The 14,774-nt window shown below is 61.7% G+C and carries 14 protein-coding genes; 10 read left to right on the top strand and 4 right to left on the bottom strand.

Translation table 11 applies throughout. The annotated features are described in order from the left end of the window. Nucleotides 1-29 precede the first annotated feature (29 nt). The 9 genes from BFP99_RS31065 (at nt 30) to BFP99_RS32615 (ending at nt 8,588) form a co-directional block, all read left to right on the top strand. Nucleotides 30-1,562, top strand: coding sequence for an MBOAT family O-acyltransferase (locus tag BFP99_RS31065; RefSeq protein ID WP_065924234.1), 1,533 nt, complete (start codon nt 30-32; stop codon nt 1,560-1,562). An 11-nt stretch (nt 1,563-1,573) separates the two neighbouring features. Beyond that, a complete protein-coding gene (locus BFP99_RS31070) occupies nt 1,574-2,758 on the top strand; it encodes an alginate O-acetyltransferase (RefSeq protein WP_065948988.1) in 1,185 nt (394 codons plus the stop codon). A gap of 16 nt (nt 2,759-2,774) precedes the next feature. Next, nucleotides 2,775-3,428: an alginate O-acetyltransferase AlgF gene (locus BFP99_RS31075; RefSeq protein ID WP_027604734.1), complete on the top strand. Its 654-nt coding sequence runs from the start codon at nt 2,775-2,777 to the stop codon at nt 3,426-3,428. A 105-nt stretch (nt 3,429-3,533) separates the two neighbouring features. Further along, nucleotides 3,534-4,985, top strand: coding sequence for a mannose-1-phosphate guanylyltransferase/mannose-6-phosphate isomerase (locus tag BFP99_RS31080; RefSeq protein ID WP_027604735.1), 1,452 nt, complete (start codon nt 3,534-3,536; stop codon nt 4,983-4,985). A gap of 432 nt (nt 4,986-5,417) precedes the next feature. Beyond that, nucleotides 5,418-5,882 carry a multidrug transporter gene (locus BFP99_RS31085; protein WP_065948989.1) on the top strand — a complete coding sequence of 155 codons (465 nt, stop codon included), beginning with the start codon at nt 5,418-5,420 and terminating at the stop codon, nt 5,880-5,882. A 14-nt stretch (nt 5,883-5,896) separates the two neighbouring features. Further along, a complete protein-coding gene (locus BFP99_RS31090; RefSeq protein ID WP_065924238.1) occupies nt 5,897-6,709 on the top strand; it encodes an SDR family oxidoreductase in 813 nt (270 codons plus the stop codon). After that, entirely contained in the window at nt 6,710-7,111 is a 402-nt protein-coding gene (locus BFP99_RS31095) for a DUF4440 domain-containing protein (RefSeq protein WP_065948990.1), read from the top strand. 105 nt (nt 7,112-7,216) lie between these two features. Beyond that, nucleotides 7,217-8,143: an NAD synthetase gene (locus tag BFP99_RS31100; protein WP_083221296.1), complete on the top strand. Its 927-nt coding sequence runs from the start codon at nt 7,217-7,219 to the stop codon at nt 8,141-8,143. Continuing rightward, nucleotides 8,133-8,588: a hypothetical protein gene (locus BFP99_RS32615; RefSeq protein ID WP_256098275.1), complete on the top strand. Its 456-nt coding sequence runs from the start codon at nt 8,133-8,135 to the stop codon at nt 8,586-8,588. Before BFP99_RS31100 ends, BFP99_RS32615 begins: the two co-directional genes overlap by 11 nt. A 127-nt stretch (nt 8,589-8,715) precedes the next feature. Here the strand turns inward: BFP99_RS32615 and BFP99_RS31105 are convergent, their stop codons facing one another. Genes BFP99_RS31105 through BFP99_RS31120 form a run of 4 tightly spaced genes read right to left on the bottom strand, consistent with a single transcriptional unit; the run spans nt 8,716 to nt 13,516 of the window. Then, the gene (locus tag BFP99_RS31105; RefSeq protein WP_065948992.1) at nt 8,716-9,576 is read right to left on the bottom strand and encodes an efflux RND transporter periplasmic adaptor subunit; all 861 of its coding nucleotides are present in this window, start codon (nt 9,574-9,576) and stop codon (nt 8,716-8,718) included. Between the two features lie 10 nt (nt 9,577-9,586). Further along, on the bottom strand, nt 9,587-9,787 hold the full coding sequence (locus BFP99_RS31110; RefSeq protein WP_027604741.1) for a DUF1656 domain-containing protein: 201 nt from the start codon (nt 9,785-9,787) through the stop codon (nt 9,587-9,589). Then, a complete protein-coding gene (locus BFP99_RS31115; RefSeq protein WP_065948993.1) occupies nt 9,777-11,954 on the bottom strand; it encodes an FUSC family protein in 2,178 nt (725 codons plus the stop codon). The genes BFP99_RS31110 and BFP99_RS31115 overlap by 11 nt, the downstream gene beginning before the upstream one ends. A gap of 26 nt (nt 11,955-11,980) precedes the next feature. Next, on the bottom strand, nt 11,981-13,516 hold the full coding sequence (locus tag BFP99_RS31120) for an efflux transporter outer membrane subunit (RefSeq protein ID WP_065948994.1): 1,536 nt from the start codon (nt 13,514-13,516) through the stop codon (nt 11,981-11,983). A 183-nt stretch (nt 13,517-13,699) separates the two neighbouring features. Between BFP99_RS31120 and BFP99_RS31125 the strand changes: the two genes are divergently transcribed. Next, nucleotides 13,700-14,668, top strand: a complete 969-nt coding sequence (locus tag BFP99_RS31125; RefSeq protein ID WP_065948995.1) for a LysR family transcriptional regulator — start codon at nt 13,700-13,702, stop codon at nt 14,666-14,668. Nucleotides 14,669-14,774: the final 106 nt, after the last annotated feature.

Below are 14,774 nucleotides of genomic sequence, written 5' to 3' on the forward strand. Positions count from 1 at the left end.
GACTGTTGGTTAAACATGGAGAGATCGGGATGGTTTTCTCGTCCAATGTGTTCCTGTTTCTGTTCTTGCCGATCTTTCTCGGCTTGTACTACTTGAGCGGGCAACGCTATCGCAACCTGCTGCTGCTGTTGGCCAGCTACGTGTTCTACGCCTGGTGGCGAGTGGACTTCCTGGCGCTGTTCGCCGCCGTCACGCTGTGGAACTACTGGATCGGCCTCAAGGTCGGTGCCGCCGGCGTGCGCACCAAGCCGGCCCAACGCTGGCTGCTGCTGGGCGTGGCGGTCGACCTGTGCATCCTCGGCTACTTCAAGTACGCCAACTTCGGCGTCGACAGCATCAACGTCATGATGAAGTCGGCCGGCCTGGAGCCGTTCATCCTCACCCACGTGCTGCTGCCGATCGGGATCTCGTTCTACATCTTCGAGTCCATCAGCTACATCATCGACGTGTACCGTGGCGATACCCCGGCGACCCGCAATCTCATCGACTTCGCGGCGTTCGTGGCGATCTTCCCGCACCTGATCGCCGGCCCGGTGTTGCGTTTCCGCGACCTGGCCGACCAGTTCAATAACCGCACCCACACCCTCGACAAATTCTCCGAGGGCTGCACGCGGTTCATGCAGGGTTTCATCAAGAAGGTCTTCATCGCCGACACCCTGGCGGTGGTGGCCGACCATTGCTTCGCCCTGCAAAACCCTACCACCGGCGATGCCTGGCTCGGCGCGCTGGCCTATACCGCGCAGCTGTACTTCGACTTCTCGGGCTACAGCGACATGGCCATCGGTCTGGGCTTGATGATGGGTTTCCGCTTCATGGAAAACTTCAAGCAGCCGTACATCAGCCAGTCGATCACCGAGTTCTGGCGGCGCTGGCACATCAGCCTGTCCACCTGGCTGCGTGACTACCTGTACATCACGTTGGGCGGCAACCGTAAAGGCACGCTGACCACCTACCGCAACCTGTTCCTGACCATGCTGCTCGGTGGCCTGTGGCACGGTGCGAACATCACCTACATCGTGTGGGGTGCCTGGCACGGCATGTGGCTGGCGATTGAAAAAGCCATCGGCCTCAACACCGCACCGCGCAGTTTCAATGTCCTGCGTTGGGCCTTCACCTTCCTGCTGGTGGTGATGGGCTGGGTGATCTTCCGCGCCGAGAACCTCCACGTCGCCGGCCGTATGTACGGTGCGATGTTCAGCTTCGGCGAGTGGTCGCTGTCGGAACTCAACCGCGCCAACCTCACCGGCCTGCAGGTGGCAACCCTGGTGGTGGCGTACGCAACATTGGCGTTCTTCGGCCTGCGCGACTTCTACACCAACCGCCCTGCCGAGAAAACCAAGCCGGCCGACCCGAGCCTGATCAAGGCCGTGCCGGGCGACAACCCGGGCAGCATCCACGAGCCAGGTTTCACCGTAGGTCGTGACGCTGCCGTGCAACCGGCCTACTGGACCGCTGACTGGCCACGCTACGCCATGCGCGCAGCGGTGCTGCTGCTGTTCGTGGCATCGATTCTCAAACTGTCGGCGCAGAGTTTCTCGCCGTTCCTTTACTTCCAATTCTGAGGGAGCCGACCATGACCCGTTCATTACGCGTCCTCTATATCGGCCTGTTCCTGGTGCTGCTGCTGGCCCTGGGCGCCTGGTCGCTGCGCAGTTTCCTGGACTTTCGCACCAACGCCGACGCGACCGTGCTCAACGGTCGCTGGACCAAGGCCGTCGAGACCCATTACGACGAGGAGTTCCCGATCAAGCGATTGGGCACCAACCTCTGGGCCGCGCTGGACTACAAGCTGTTCAATGAAGGCCGCCCTGGGGTGGTGCTGGGCCGCGATCACTGGTTGTACAGCGACGAGGAGTTCAACCCCGCCGTCAACGAAGACCAGAACCTTCAAGACAACTACGCGCTGGTCGAAGGCGTGCGCCAGAAGCTCAAGGCCCAGGGCATCCAACTGGTGATGGCGATCGTGCCGGCCAAGGTGCGCCTGTACCCGGAACACCTGGGTGAAGTGAAACCGGCGAGCATCCACGCCAACCTGTACCAGGACTTCCACGCCCGTGTGGCCGCCGACAAGATCATCGCCCCGGACCTGCTCGGCCCGCTGCAACAGGCCAAGCTGGGCGGCAAGCAGGTGTTCCTGCGCACCGACACCCACTGGACCCCGGACGGCGCCGAAATCGCTGCCAAGCAATTGGCTAAAACCATCGCCGACAAGACCCCGCTCCACGGCGAGCCGCAGCGTTTTGTCACCGAGGCCGAGAAGACCGAGCCGCATAAAGGCGACCTGCGTCTGTTCCTGCCCCTGGACCCGCTGTTCGAAAACCTGATGCCACCGAAAGAGCCGCTGGAAAAACGCGTCACGCACCTGGCCGAAACCAAAGGCGACGACGCGCTGTTCAGCGACAGCGAAACCCCGGTGGCGCTGGTGGGCACCAGCTACAGCGCCAACCCCAACTGGAACTTCGTCGGCGCCCTCAAGCAAGCCCTGGGCAGCGACGTGGTCAGCTACGCCGAAGACGGCCACGGCCCGATCCTGCCGATGCTCAGCTACCTGAAAAGTGACGACTTCAAGAACAGCCCGCCACAGGTGCTGATCTGGGAGTTTCCTGAACGTTATCTGCCCGTGAACAACGAAATCGGTGATGCCGACCCATCGTGGGTTGCGCAACTTAAACAAGCCGGTTCGCGCCAACAAAACATGGCACTGAACACCCCAGCTAAAAACCCAAAATCCGAGACGCCCGACCGGGCGCAAAACTGAAAGAGAGGTAACTCACATGACTTTCACTACTACTCCGCGTCGTCTCGCTAAGACTCTGGCCCTGGCTGCCGGTATGAGCTTGGTATCCCTGTCCGCCTTCGCCGGTGACGCTGCCTTGTACGGCCCAGTCGCACCGAAAGGCTCAAGCTTCGTGCGGATCTACAACGCCTCCAACCAGGAAGTCAGCGCCACTGTCGGCAGCACCAACCTCAGCGACGTGGCCCCGCTGGCCAGCAGCGACTTCAGCTTCATGCCCGGCGGCGACTACAGCGCCAAGGTCGGCAGCCAGACCGTGCCGGTCAAGCTCGCCCCGGACCACTACTACACCCTGGTCAACAACAACAGCGGCCAGCCACAGCTGATCGAAGAACCGCCGTTCAAGAACAAGCAGAAATCCCTGGTGCGCGTGCAGAACCTCAGCGACAAGGCCCTGACCCTGAAAACCGCCGACGGCAAGACCGACGTGGTCAAGTCGGTGGCTGCCAAAGGCCGTGGCGAACGTGAAATCAACCCGGTGAAGGTGAGCCTGGCGTTGTATGACGGCGACAAGAAAGTCGGCGACGTGAAGCCAGTGGCCCTGGAGCGTGGTGAGGCAGCGGTGCTGTACGTCACCGGTTCGGGTTCGAGCATTTCGCCAGTCTGGGTAAAACGCCCGGTGTCGACCCGCTGAATGAATTTTCCGGGTCGGCTTCGGCCGGCCCGGACACGAGACAAAAACAAGAGTGAAACGACAAACCTTCGTAGCTCTGACCCAAATTGATTCAAGGAGAAACACATGATCCCAGTAATCCTTTCCGGTGGTAGCGGCTCACGTCTTTGGCCGCTTTCCCGTAAACAGTTCCCAAAACAATTCCTGGCCCTGACCGGCGAGCACACGCTGTTCCAGCAAACCCTGGAACGCCTGGTGTTCGAAGGCATGGACTCCCCGATCGTGGTCTGCAACAAGGACCATCGCTTCATCGTCAACGAGCAACTGGCCAACCGTAAACTGGAGTGCCAACGCATCCTGATGGAACCCTTCGGCCGCAACACCGCGCCGGCCGTGGCCCTCACCGCGATGATGCTGGTCAACGAAGGCCGTGATGAACTGATGCTGGTCCTGCCGGCCGACCACGTGATCGACGACCAGAAAGCCCTGCAACGCGCCCTGGCCCTGGCCACCGTGGCCGCCGAGCGTGGCGAGATGGTGCTGTTCGGCGTGCCGGCGACCCGTCCGGAAACCGGCTACGGCTACATCAAGTCCACCAACGATTCGCTGCTGCCCGAAGGCGTGAGCCGCGTACAGCAATTCGTGGAAAAACCCGATGAAAAACGCGCCGTCGAGTTCGTCAAAAGCGGTGGTTACTTCTGGAACAGCGGCATGTTCCTGTTCCGCGCCAGCCGCTTCCTGGAAGAGCTGAAAAAGCACGATCCGGACATCTACGACACCTGCGTGCTGACCCTGGAACGCAGCCAGCAAGACGCCGACACCGTGACCTTCGACGAAGCCACCTTCGCCTGCTGCCCGGACAACTCCATCGACTACGCCGTGATGGAAAAAACCCAGCGCGCCTGCGTGGTGCCGTTGAGCGCCGGCTGGAGCGACGTGGGTTGCTGGGCTTCGCTGTGGGCGGTCAACGATAAAGACGCCAACGGCAACGTCACCAAGGGCGACGTGGTGATTCAGGACAGCAAGAACTGCATGATCCACGGCAACGGCAAGCTGGTATCGGTGATCGGCCTGGAAAACATCGTCGTGGTGGAAACCAAGGACGCGATGATGATTGCCCACAAGGACAAGGTCCAGGGTGTCAAGCAGATGGTCAACACCCTCAACGAACAGGGCCGCAGCGAAACCCAGAACCACTGCGAAGTCTATCGTCCGTGGGGCTCCTACGACTCGGTGGACATGGGCGGCCGCTTCCAGGTCAAGCACATCTCGGTCAAGCCGGGCGCGTGCCTGTCGCTGCAGATGCACCACCACCGCGCCGAACACTGGATCGTGGTCAGCGGCACCGCCGAAGTCACCTGTGACGAGAACGTGTTCCTGCTCTGCGAGAACCAGTCCACCTACATCCCGATCGCCTCGGTGCACCGCCTGCGCAACCCGGGCAAGATCCCATTGGAGATTATCGAAGTGCAATCGGGCAGCTACCTGGGCGAAGACGATATCGAGCGGTTTGAAGATATCTACGGGCGCTCGACGCCGGTTGAACGCGGCGTTTCGGTGAAAACTATCGCGCAGTAAAACAGTCGTACAAGAAGCCCCCGTCCAGCCGACTGCGTCCCCTATCCGCAGCCGGTTGGGCGGGGGCTTTTTGTTTGGGATTTGCGCTGGCTGTCAGGGCCTCATCGGGGCATGGGTATCTACACAACTTCCAGTGAATACGGAATCTATGGCAATCAGGCTTCTGTGGTGAGCGGGCTTGCCCCGCGCTGGGCTGCGAAGCGGCCCCTAAAACGTTCACCTCGACTGATTCTGGCACTCTGCGGTGACCTTATTGGGGCTGCTGCGCAGCCCAGCGCGGGGCAAGCCCGCTCACCACAGAGTTATGTGTCAGCCTTTAAGAGTTGTGTAGATACCTATGCTCATCGGGGGCAAGTCCACCACAGCACTCAAGCTACCCAATCCCACCTACGCTTAAGTTAGGATGCTCGTTCCCTATTCGAGGTGGTCTCCATGTTCTTCGGCGTTCTCCTGATCATCACCTGGCTGATCCTCCTGCTGCGCTACCCGGCCAAGGCCCTTCCGGTTTCCCTTGCTGCCTTGGCAGGCCTGGGTTGCGTGGCCGTCTGGGTGGTCTGGCTGGACAACCGCGAAGCCTCGCAACTGGCGCGCCTTGAACTGCGCATCAGCTACGCCCCGCAGGAATGCCCTGCCGACCGCCCATTGAAACTGACCCTGAACAACGGCAACGACGTCCCCCTCACCGAACTGCGCTGGCGCGTCGCCGCCTATGCGCCGGGCGATACGGTCAACCTGGCGGACAACGTCTACGCCGCCCCGCGCTATCGTGGGCCCGGCGAGTTGCAGGCCGGCGCCACGTGGGACGACTGCCTGCCGACCCCGCCCCTGCGCCCCGGCTACCGCGCGCAAACCCTGGAATTTCGCGCCGAGCACCTGCAAGGCAGCTTCTCGGACTGACAAAGGACTGATCCATGCCCAACGTACTCATCACCGGTTGCTCCAGCGGTATTGGCCGCGCCCTGGCCGAGGCCTTCAAATCCGCCGGTTTCAACGTGTGGGCCAGCGCCCGCCGCCCGGAAGACGTCACCGCCCTCGCCGCCGCGGGTTTCAATGCCGTCGAACTCGACGTCAATGACAGTGCCGCTTTACAGCGCCTGGCCGAACAACTGGGAGAGCTGGATGTACTGATCAACAACGCCGGCTACGGCGCCATGGGCCCGCTGCTCGATGGCGGCACCGAGGCGATGCAGCGCCAGTTCGAGACCAACGTATTTTCCATCGTCGGCGTGACCCAGGCGCTGTTCCCAGCCCTGCGCAAGCGCAAAGGGCTGGTGGTGAATATCGGCAGCGTTTCCGGCGTGCTGGTCACGCCGTTTGCCGGCGCCTACTGCGCGTCCAAGGCGGCGGTGCATGCGTTGAGTGATGCACTGCGCATGGAGCTGGCGCCGTTTGGCATCCGAGTGATGGAGGTCCAGCCCGGCGCCATCAATACGAGTTTTGCCAAAAACGCCGGCGCCCAGGCCGAGCTGTTAATCAACGAAAAATCGCCGTGGTGGCCGTTGCGCGAGGGCATTCGCGCACGCAGCCAGGCCTCTCAGGACAAGCCCACCCCGGCCGGCGTGTTTGCAGCGGATGTGCTCAAGGCCGTGCAACAACCACAGCCGCCGCGCCTGTTACGCTCGGGCAATGGCAGCCGGGCGTTGCCGTTGATGGCCGCGTTGTTGCCCAAGGGATTATTGGAAGCCGTGTTGAAAAAACGCTTTGGTTTGAATGGGAGTTTGTAAATGATCGACTACAGCGATTTTTTTGAAGAAGTGATCCAGACCCACGTCGAGATCGAGCAATGGTTTGCCGGGGTTGCGCCAGAAGGCACCCTGCAAAGCCTGCTTGCGCGCTTCTCGCCCGAGTTCAGCATGATCGCCCCCGCCACCGGCACACGCGTCAATGCAGCCGGGGTCAACGCGCTGTTCACGCGCCTGGGCGGAATGCGTCCGGGGTTGAAGATCACCTTGAGTGAAATGGCTGGGATTGACCGGCATGCACGCGGTGCGACGGTGACTTATCGTGAGCATCAGGTGGACAACAGCGGCACCCAAACGGATCGGCGGGCCACCGTGGTGTTTGAGAAGCAGGCGAGTGGCGCGCTGTTGTGGCGCCATTTGCATGAAACCTATGTAGCTCAATGAACTAACTGCCCAGCCGGATCCTACAAAAAACAGCGAATGGGCTGACAGCATTACAAGGAAACTATCCCCAGGCTCTTTCACCTCTGTCTACTCACAGGTGAAAGGATGCCAAGGGATTTTATGCGAAGCGGTGTGCCGGATGCGCACACCACGACTCGCCAGCGGCTGACCAGCCTGCTGGACCTGCCCAAACTTTATCGAACCATTGACGCCGACCCGGCCATCGTCGGGGCAGGTGTGGTGCATATCGGCAGTGATTATCAGGTGACGGTGCTGCGTGAGTTTGTGCCGTTGTGCAGTATCAGGCCCAAACGGGTGATTCTTCGGGAAGTGGCAGGTCCGATGATGACTGCCGAGGAGTACGCACAGTGGATGGCAAACTCGCCGCGCGAGTCGCAGCTATGGCGCGAGGCAGCGGGGATGACCCTAGCGTGTGGTGGGGCTGTGATCGGGATTATCGTTGCCAAGGCAGGTATCGCATCGGCGCCTCTCAGCTTAGGTTCCAGCCTTGCAGTTACTTACATTGCTTACACCGCTGCGGCTGCCAGTGCTTTGCAGTGTGGCAACGGCATATGGAGAACCTACAAAGAACTAACCAACCCGGCTGAAAACGATTATTACGACAGCCTTAGTTGGTATCAGGCAATGACCGTAGCCTTGGATGGCATTTCGCTGGTGGGCGCGGGCAGTACCACGTTTGTCACGGTAAAGGCTGTGATGACGATCAAAAATACGACGGGCCGCAACCTGACCGACATTTTGAGGCGCATGAGCCGCCAGGAACGCGCAAAGCTGACAAACGAAGTTCTGCGCCTGCAGAACCCTAGTCATCCTCGCGAAATAATTCGGCTAAAGCAGCTGGCCGGAACACTCCCCAAGCGCTTCAACAATGCCCAGTTACGCCAAGACCTTCTCATTCAACTCTCCGATCAGGTGGGTGCCGCTCTGGCAGTTACCGGCAGCGGCCTGTCCGGAAACATCCACGCTATTGTTATCGGCATTTATGAAGAGTTCAGCAGCCATGAACAATGACATCAATACCCTGCAAGATCCCCGAACGTTAACTCGATACACCCGACGGTTTGCATTTACCGTGGGTATGGGGATCTCAATGAACCTAGTCAGTATTTCAGGCAGCCTGTCACATAGCCTGTCGTATTACGCACGAATAAATTATCTCCCTGGCGAATATGCGGTCGTGGCGAGCATGGCACTGCTACTGGCCATGTGCATTGGCCTGACCTTGGTGGCGCTGGGGTTTCGCTCTGGGCCGCCACTGCTTGCAGGCGTCGCGGCCTTGAACGCCTTGCTGTCGGCAGGCTACCTGGGGAACAACCCAGTTACGTTGTTTGCACTATTCCCACTATTTCAATCGCTGTTCTGCCTGCTGATTCTTAATACAAGAAACCACCGCCGCTTCGTCAGCATGCTGCGGGTAAAACGTCGACGAAAAATCAGAGCCAACGCACAAACCTGAAGCGGTGCCCAATCGGCCTATCAACAAAAATCGAATGTGGGAGGGGGCTTGCTCCCGATAGCGGAGTATCAGTCACTTGATACGTTGACTGACTCACCGTGATCGGGAGCAAGCCCCCTCCCACATTTCAGTTCGGCGTTTGGTTGACGATCACCGTGCACGTAATCCCCGCCGCCAACAACACCCCCTGCGGCACTTCATCAATGTGAATCCGCACCGGCACCCGCTGGGCCAGGCGCACCCAGTTGAAGGTCGGGTTCACATCGGCGATCAATTCGCGGCTCTCGGGGTTGTCGCGGTCGTAGATACCGCGGGAGATGCTTTCTACGTGCCCCTTCAACGTCTCGCCGCTCATCAACTGCATGTCAGCTTTGTCGCCGACGTTCACATGGGGCAGCTTGGTTTCTTCGAAGAAGCCATAGACCCAGAACGAGTTCATATCCACCACGGCCATCTTGGCTTCGCCGATGCGCGCGTAGTCGCCGCGATGCACGTTGAGGTTGGTGACGTAGCCGTCCACCGCTGCCACGACCTGGGTGCGTTTCAAGTTGAGTTCGGCCGCCTCGAGTTGTGCCAGTGCGTGCTGGTAATCGGCCAGGGCCGAGTCAGCGATGTTGCTGGCGTCGTCGCGGTTTTCCCTGGAGATCACCAGGGCGTCGAGGTCGGCGCGGCGGTGGGCGTTGACCTTGCGCATTTCCCAGGTGGCCTTGCGCGAGGCGACCAGGGACTGCGCCTGCTTGACCGCGATGCGGTAGTGCTCGGGGTCGATCTGCATCAACAGGTCGCCCTTTTTCACCAACTGGTTATCGCGCACCGGCACGTCGACCACTTCGCCGGTGACGTCGGCGGCGACGTTGATGATGTCGGCACGCACGCGGCCGTCGCGGGTCCACGGCGTTTCCATGTAGTGCACCCACAACGTGCGGCCAATCCAGATCGCCAAAGCCAGTACCAGCAAGGTCGCGAGCAGGCTGAAAAACTTTTTCATCGGGGCATTCTCAACGGTAGACGGTCAGCGCCAGGGCGCCGAACAGGCAAACGAACAGGCTCAGGCGCAGCAGCGCCGGGTGCCAGAAAAACCGGTACAGGTCGAAGCCGGCCAGGAAGCGGTCCAGGGCCCAGGCCAACGCGGCCGCGATCAGGAACATCAGGGTCATGGTCGGCATATAGATGCCGTGGAATGCGATTTCACGAGGCATTCGGGGTTCCTTTGAGGGCCGCCAGCGGTGATTGCGGGTCCAGCAACGAGGTGCGGATAAAGTGCAGGTAGCTTTTCACCCGGCGCAGGGCCGAGGTGTCGAAGTGTGAGGCGAAGGGTTCGTCGGTGGCCTGCACGCGGCTGATCGCGTGGTCGACGGCGATCAGGCCACGCTCCAGGTTGCTGGCGCTGGGTTGCAGGAACAGTCGCACCAACGAACGCCCCATGACCCGGATCGCCTGGCGCCACGGCTGGGATTCGGCATAGGCCGGGTGTACCGGCAGGATCGCCTGTTCCTTGCGCAACTCGATGATCGCGTGGCCGACTTCCAGCACCACGAACATCCAGCGCAGCAGGTCGCGTTGCACTTGCGGCTGGCCGACAGCGAGGCCGTAGGCCTGGTGCAGGAGGTCTCGGGTGCGGCTTTCGAAACTCGACGCCAACCCCTTGAGCTTGCCGCTGATGGCATACACCACCTGTTCGCGCAGGTCCTGCTCCAGGCGCCGCCACAGCCAGCGGCTGTTGGGCGGCAGGATGATCGCCCCCGCCGCCGCGCATACCAGCATGCCAATGATCATGGCGATGTAGTCGTTGATAAAGGTGTAGGGGTTGTAGACCGTGAGGTTGTCCGGCACCGAACCGGTGCTGAAGAAAATCAGCAGGCCTACGCCCACACCGGCATATTGCGGGCGTGAGGCGAGGAACGCGCCGAGGATGATCACCGGGGCGAGCATCACGCACAGCAGCGGGAAGCCGTCGATCCACGGGAACACGAAGAACATTTCCACAAAGCCCACCAACGCGCCGATCAAGGTGCCGCAGGCCATCTGGAACGCCATGCGCTTGGGGTTGGGCGTGGCGGCGGACAGGCCGACGGTGGCAGCGGCGATCAAGGTCATGGTGGCACCGCTGGGCCAGGCCGTGGCCACCCAGTAACTGCCCAGCACAATCAGGATGAACGACGCGCGAATCCCCGAGGCGGCGCAGGCCAGCCAGTTGGTTTTCGGGCTGAAGGTTTCGTCCCATTGCTCCCGTGCATGGCTGTGATCGGCCAGGGAGGCATGGGTTTGCGCGTAGTTGTGCAGGTCATCGACGAAGCGGTAGAGCAGTTCATAAGCGGTGTGAAAGTCCAGCTGTTCGGCCTCACTCGGGTTGCCCTCCTGGAAGGTCGCACGCAGGCTGCGGACTTTGGCAGGCAGGCTGTCCTTGTAGGCACTGAGCTGGTTGACCAGGCGCGCGGCATCGGGGCTGGTGAGGGCACGGCCGGAGAAGCCGTCGAGGACTTCGGCGAGGTCCTGCAGGCCCGGTTTGATCGCCGCCACCACATGATCCGCGGAATCCGTGCGCAGGCGTTCGAGCAACTGGTGCAAGGCATTGAAGCGCGTGGTGATGCTCATGAACTCGCTGTTGAGGCGACTGAGCCGACCGTTGCGCCGGCGCATATGCGGGTCTTCGAACACCGTGAGGCTGCGCAGCCCTTCCAGGCCCACGGCCTCGGCGATAAAGCGCACGTTGCTGGCCTCGAACCCTTCACGTTGGCTGCGCCCGCGCAGGCCGTCGGTGACGAACAGCGCGAACACGCCAAAGCGCTGATAGAGCGCGTTGCGCATCGCTGCACTGGAGGTCTGCGGCAGGATCGCCGCGCTGACCAGGGTGGAACACAGGATCCCCAGGGAGATTTCCAACACCCGCCACACCGCCGCCATAAAGGCGCCGTCCGGATGGGCCAGGGCCGGCAGGCCGACCATCGCTGCCGTGTAACCGGCCAGCACGAAGCCGTAGGCGCGAAAGTTACGGTTGCGTGTCGCGCCAGCGGTGCAAATGCCGACCCAGATCGCCAGCGCCCCCAGGAACAACTCGGTGTTCTGCGCAAACAACGCGATCAACACCACCATCACCGCCGACCCCGCCAGGGTGCCGAGGAAGCGATAGAAGCCCTTGGCGAACACCTGGCCGCTCTGCGGTTGCATCACGATAAACACGGTGATCATCGCGGTGCGTGGTTGCGGCAGCTCCAGGCGCATGGCCAGCCACAGCGTGAGGAACGCGGCGATCAGCACCTTGAAGATGTACACCCAGGTCACGCCGTCGCTGCGTGCCCAGTCGAAAAAACCACGGCGCCACTCAAGGGAATGCAGCCAGCGCAGCGGTGCAGGCATCGGAGTCATTAAATCCTACTCAGTGACCAAACTATTCAGTGATCAAACATGGCAAGCGCCGCCGGGGTCTTGCTCGGGAGGGTCTTGGCGTCCTGCGGTAGGTCTTTGCCGGCGTCGAGACCGCCACCCAGTGCGGTCACCAGTTCGGCATGGGCGCCAAGCCGCGCGGCCTGGACCTGCTGCTCGACCTGTTGTTGGCGAAACAGCAGGGTCTGGGCATTGAGCACATTGAGGTAATCGGTCAGGCCGCGCTGGTAGGCGATCATCGCGATGTCGTAGGTCTTCTGCGCCGAGGCCACCGACTGCGCCGCAAATGCTGCTTGTTTGTCCATGGATTCACGGCGAATCAACTGGTCGCTGATGCCCTTGAGCGCATTGACCAGGGTCTGGTTGTAGCGCGCCACGGCGATGTCATAGCCGGCGCTGGCTTCCCCCAGCTCGGCACGCAGGCGGCCGCCGTCGAAGATCGGCAAACTGATCGCCGGGCCGACGCTGTAGTTGAATTTCTTGCCGGCGAGAAACGCCAGCATGCCGCCGCCGGTGGCCATGTAGCCGAGGCTGCCGACCAGGTCGACGTTGGGGTAGAAACCGGCGTGGGCCACATCGATGCCACGGGCTTGCGCCGCGACCTGCCAACGGCTGGCAACCACATCCGGGCGCTGGCCGAGCAATTGCGCGGGCAGGCTCGAGGGCAGTTTCAGTGGTGCGGCAAGGGACAGCGTCGGACGCTGCAACGTGGCCCCCTCCCCCGGACCTTTACCGGCAAGCGCCGCCAGCTGGTTACGGCTCAGGGCGATTTCTTCGTCCAGGGCATCCAATTGGCGATGGGTTTCCGGCAGCGGCGTTTCGGCCTGGCTCACGTCGAAATGGGTGCCGATCCCGGCGTCCAGGCGTTTGTTGGCCAGGTCGAGGATCTGCTGTTGCTGGGCCAGGGTCGCGGCGACGATATCGCGGTTGGCGTAATGCAACGACAGCTGGATATAGGCGCGCACCACGTTGTTCTGCAGTTCAAGCTGGGCCTGGCGTGCTTCGGCCGCGCTCATATGGGCCAGGTCGACGGCACGTTCGGTGGCGTTGCTTTCGCGGCCCCACAGGTCGAGGGCGTAGCTCAACCCCAGGGACGCATTGTTGTCCCAGGTGTTGGCGCCGCTCAATTCCCCCGGGCCGTAGAACTGATCCTTCGGCCAATTGTGGCGTTTGAGGGTGGTATCAGCGTTGATCTGCAGCGACTCGGCCGACTCGGCAACCCCGGCCATGGCCCGCGCTTCCCGCACCCGCGCGGCGGCCATCGCCATGCTCGGGCTGTTTTGGGTGGCGAGTTCGACCCAGCGGTTGAGCTGGGGGTCGCCGTAGGCCTGCCACCATTGTGCGGTGGGCCAATGGGCATCCTGGGCGGCGCTGCGGATCGCTTCGTCGGTGGCCAGGGTAGTGGCATTGAGGGCCCGGCCTTGGGGGGCGATTCCTCCGGTTCCGATGCAGCCGCTGATTGCTAACGATAAAGCGCAAACACTGAGAGCCTTCAGCGCTCGGTTAATGAGAGTCTTCAGCTCTCTGCTGATGCGACGCGGCACGGCGAACGAATTCCTGAGGTGGTGTTGCGGGGGGAGGTGGCGCAATTCTAGGCGGCGGCATGGAGGACGATAAGCTGGCATTCCTGTGAATCTTTGTTACCGTTCAAGCGATAATCCGTTGGTAGGGATCACTGGACGGCGTAACTTTCTGTCACAATTTGGCATCTCCCCTGAGAACTCTCCATGGACACTTTGCAAAACATGCGCGCCTTCAGTTGCGTGGCCGAAGCGGGCAGCTTCACCGCCGCCGCCGCGCAACTGGACACCACCACCGCCAACGTCTCGCGCGCGGTCTCCAATCTTGAGGCCCACCTGCAAACCCGCTTGCTCAACCGCACCACCCGCCGCATTGCCCTCACCGAGGCAGGTAAACGCTACCTGCTGCGCTGCGAGCAGATCCTGGCCTACGTCGAAGAAGCCGAAGCCGAGGCCAGCGACGCCCACGCCCGCCCCGCCGGACAGCTGAAAGTGCACACCATGACCGGTATCGGCCAGCACTTCGTCATCGACGCGATCGCCCGCTACCGCCGCACCCACCCGGACGTGACCTTCGACCTGACGCTGGCCAACCGCGTGCCGGACTTGCTGGACGAGGGCTACGACGTGTCCATCGTGCTGGCCAGCGAGCTGCCGGACTCGGGCTTCGTCTCCCAGCGCCTGGGCATCACCTACAGCATCGCCTGCGCCTCGCCGGACTACGTCAAGGCCAAAGGCTGTGCGCAGCGCCCCCAGGACTTGCTCAACCACGCCTGCCTGCGCCTGGTCAGCCCGGTGATCCAGTTGGACAAGTGGACCTTCAACGGCCCTGAAGGCCAGGAAAGCGTGGCGATCAATACGTCGCCGTTCCTGGTCAACTCCGCCGACGCGATGAAAACCGCGATCACCAGCGGCATGGGCGTCGGCCTGCTGCCGGTGTATGCGGCCATCGAAGGCCTGCGCAACGGCACATTGGTGCGGGTCATGCCCACCTATCGCTCCCAGGAGCTGAACCTGTACGCCATCTACCCGTCTCGCCAGTACCTGGATGCGAAGATCAAGACCTGGGTGGAATACCTGCGCGGTTCGTTGCCGGAGATCCTGGCGGCGCACCAGGCGGAGCTGGTGGCGTATGAGTTGAGCGGCAGCCTCAGCGGTGCACGGCCGGCGAACTGATTTCTACCAGGCGATACACGTCTTTAAATGTGGGAGGGGCGGTGTCCTGACAATTGCCGGCAGGAATGTTAGCGTGCTTGGCATTCTTCCGTAGTCGATGAGCCCG

It is taken from the genome of Pseudomonas sp. 1 R 17 (assembly GCF_900067035.1).
In the GTDB taxonomy this organism is placed as follows: Bacteria; Pseudomonadota; Gammaproteobacteria; order Pseudomonadales; family Pseudomonadaceae; genus Aquipseudomonas; species Aquipseudomonas marginalis.

What these genes read in the sequence shown, in the direction of transcription:
- BFP99_RS31075 (WP_027604734.1), top strand. Translation starts at nt 2,775, where the DNA reads ATGACTTTCACTACTACTCCGCGTCGTCTCGCTAAGACTCTGGCCCTG.
- BFP99_RS31080 (WP_027604735.1), top strand. Translation starts at nt 3,534, where the DNA reads ATGATCCCAGTAATCCTTTCCGGTGGTAGCGGCTCACGTCTTTGGCCG.
- BFP99_RS31095 (WP_065948990.1), top strand. Translation starts at nt 6,710, where the DNA reads ATGATCGACTACAGCGATTTTTTTGAAGAAGTGATCCAGACCCACGTC.
- BFP99_RS31070 (WP_065948988.1), top strand. Translation starts at nt 1,574, where the DNA reads ATGACCCGTTCATTACGCGTCCTCTATATCGGCCTGTTCCTGGTGCTG.
- BFP99_RS31110 (WP_027604741.1), bottom strand. Translation starts at nt 9,787, where the DNA reads ATGCCTCGTGAAATCGCATTCCACGGCATCTATATGCCGACCATGACC.
- BFP99_RS31090 (WP_065924238.1), top strand. Translation starts at nt 5,897, where the DNA reads ATGCCCAACGTACTCATCACCGGTTGCTCCAGCGGTATTGGCCGCGCC.
- BFP99_RS32615 (WP_256098275.1), top strand. Translation starts at nt 8,133, where the DNA reads ATGAACAATGACATCAATACCCTGCAAGATCCCCGAACGTTAACTCGA.
- BFP99_RS31105 (WP_065948992.1), bottom strand. Translation starts at nt 9,576, where the DNA reads ATGAAAAAGTTTTTCAGCCTGCTCGCGACCTTGCTGGTACTGGCTTTG.
- BFP99_RS31065 (WP_065924234.1), top strand. Translation starts at nt 30, where the DNA reads ATGGTTTTCTCGTCCAATGTGTTCCTGTTTCTGTTCTTGCCGATCTTT.
- BFP99_RS31115 (WP_065948993.1), bottom strand. Translation starts at nt 11,954, where the DNA reads ATGACTCCGATGCCTGCACCGCTGCGCTGGCTGCATTCCCTTGAGTGG.
- BFP99_RS31100 (WP_083221296.1), top strand. Translation starts at nt 7,217, where the DNA reads ATGCCAAGGGATTTTATGCGAAGCGGTGTGCCGGATGCGCACACCACG.
- BFP99_RS31125 (WP_065948995.1), top strand. Translation starts at nt 13,700, where the DNA reads ATGGACACTTTGCAAAACATGCGCGCCTTCAGTTGCGTGGCCGAAGCG.
- BFP99_RS31085 (WP_065948989.1), top strand. Translation starts at nt 5,418, where the DNA reads ATGTTCTTCGGCGTTCTCCTGATCATCACCTGGCTGATCCTCCTGCTG.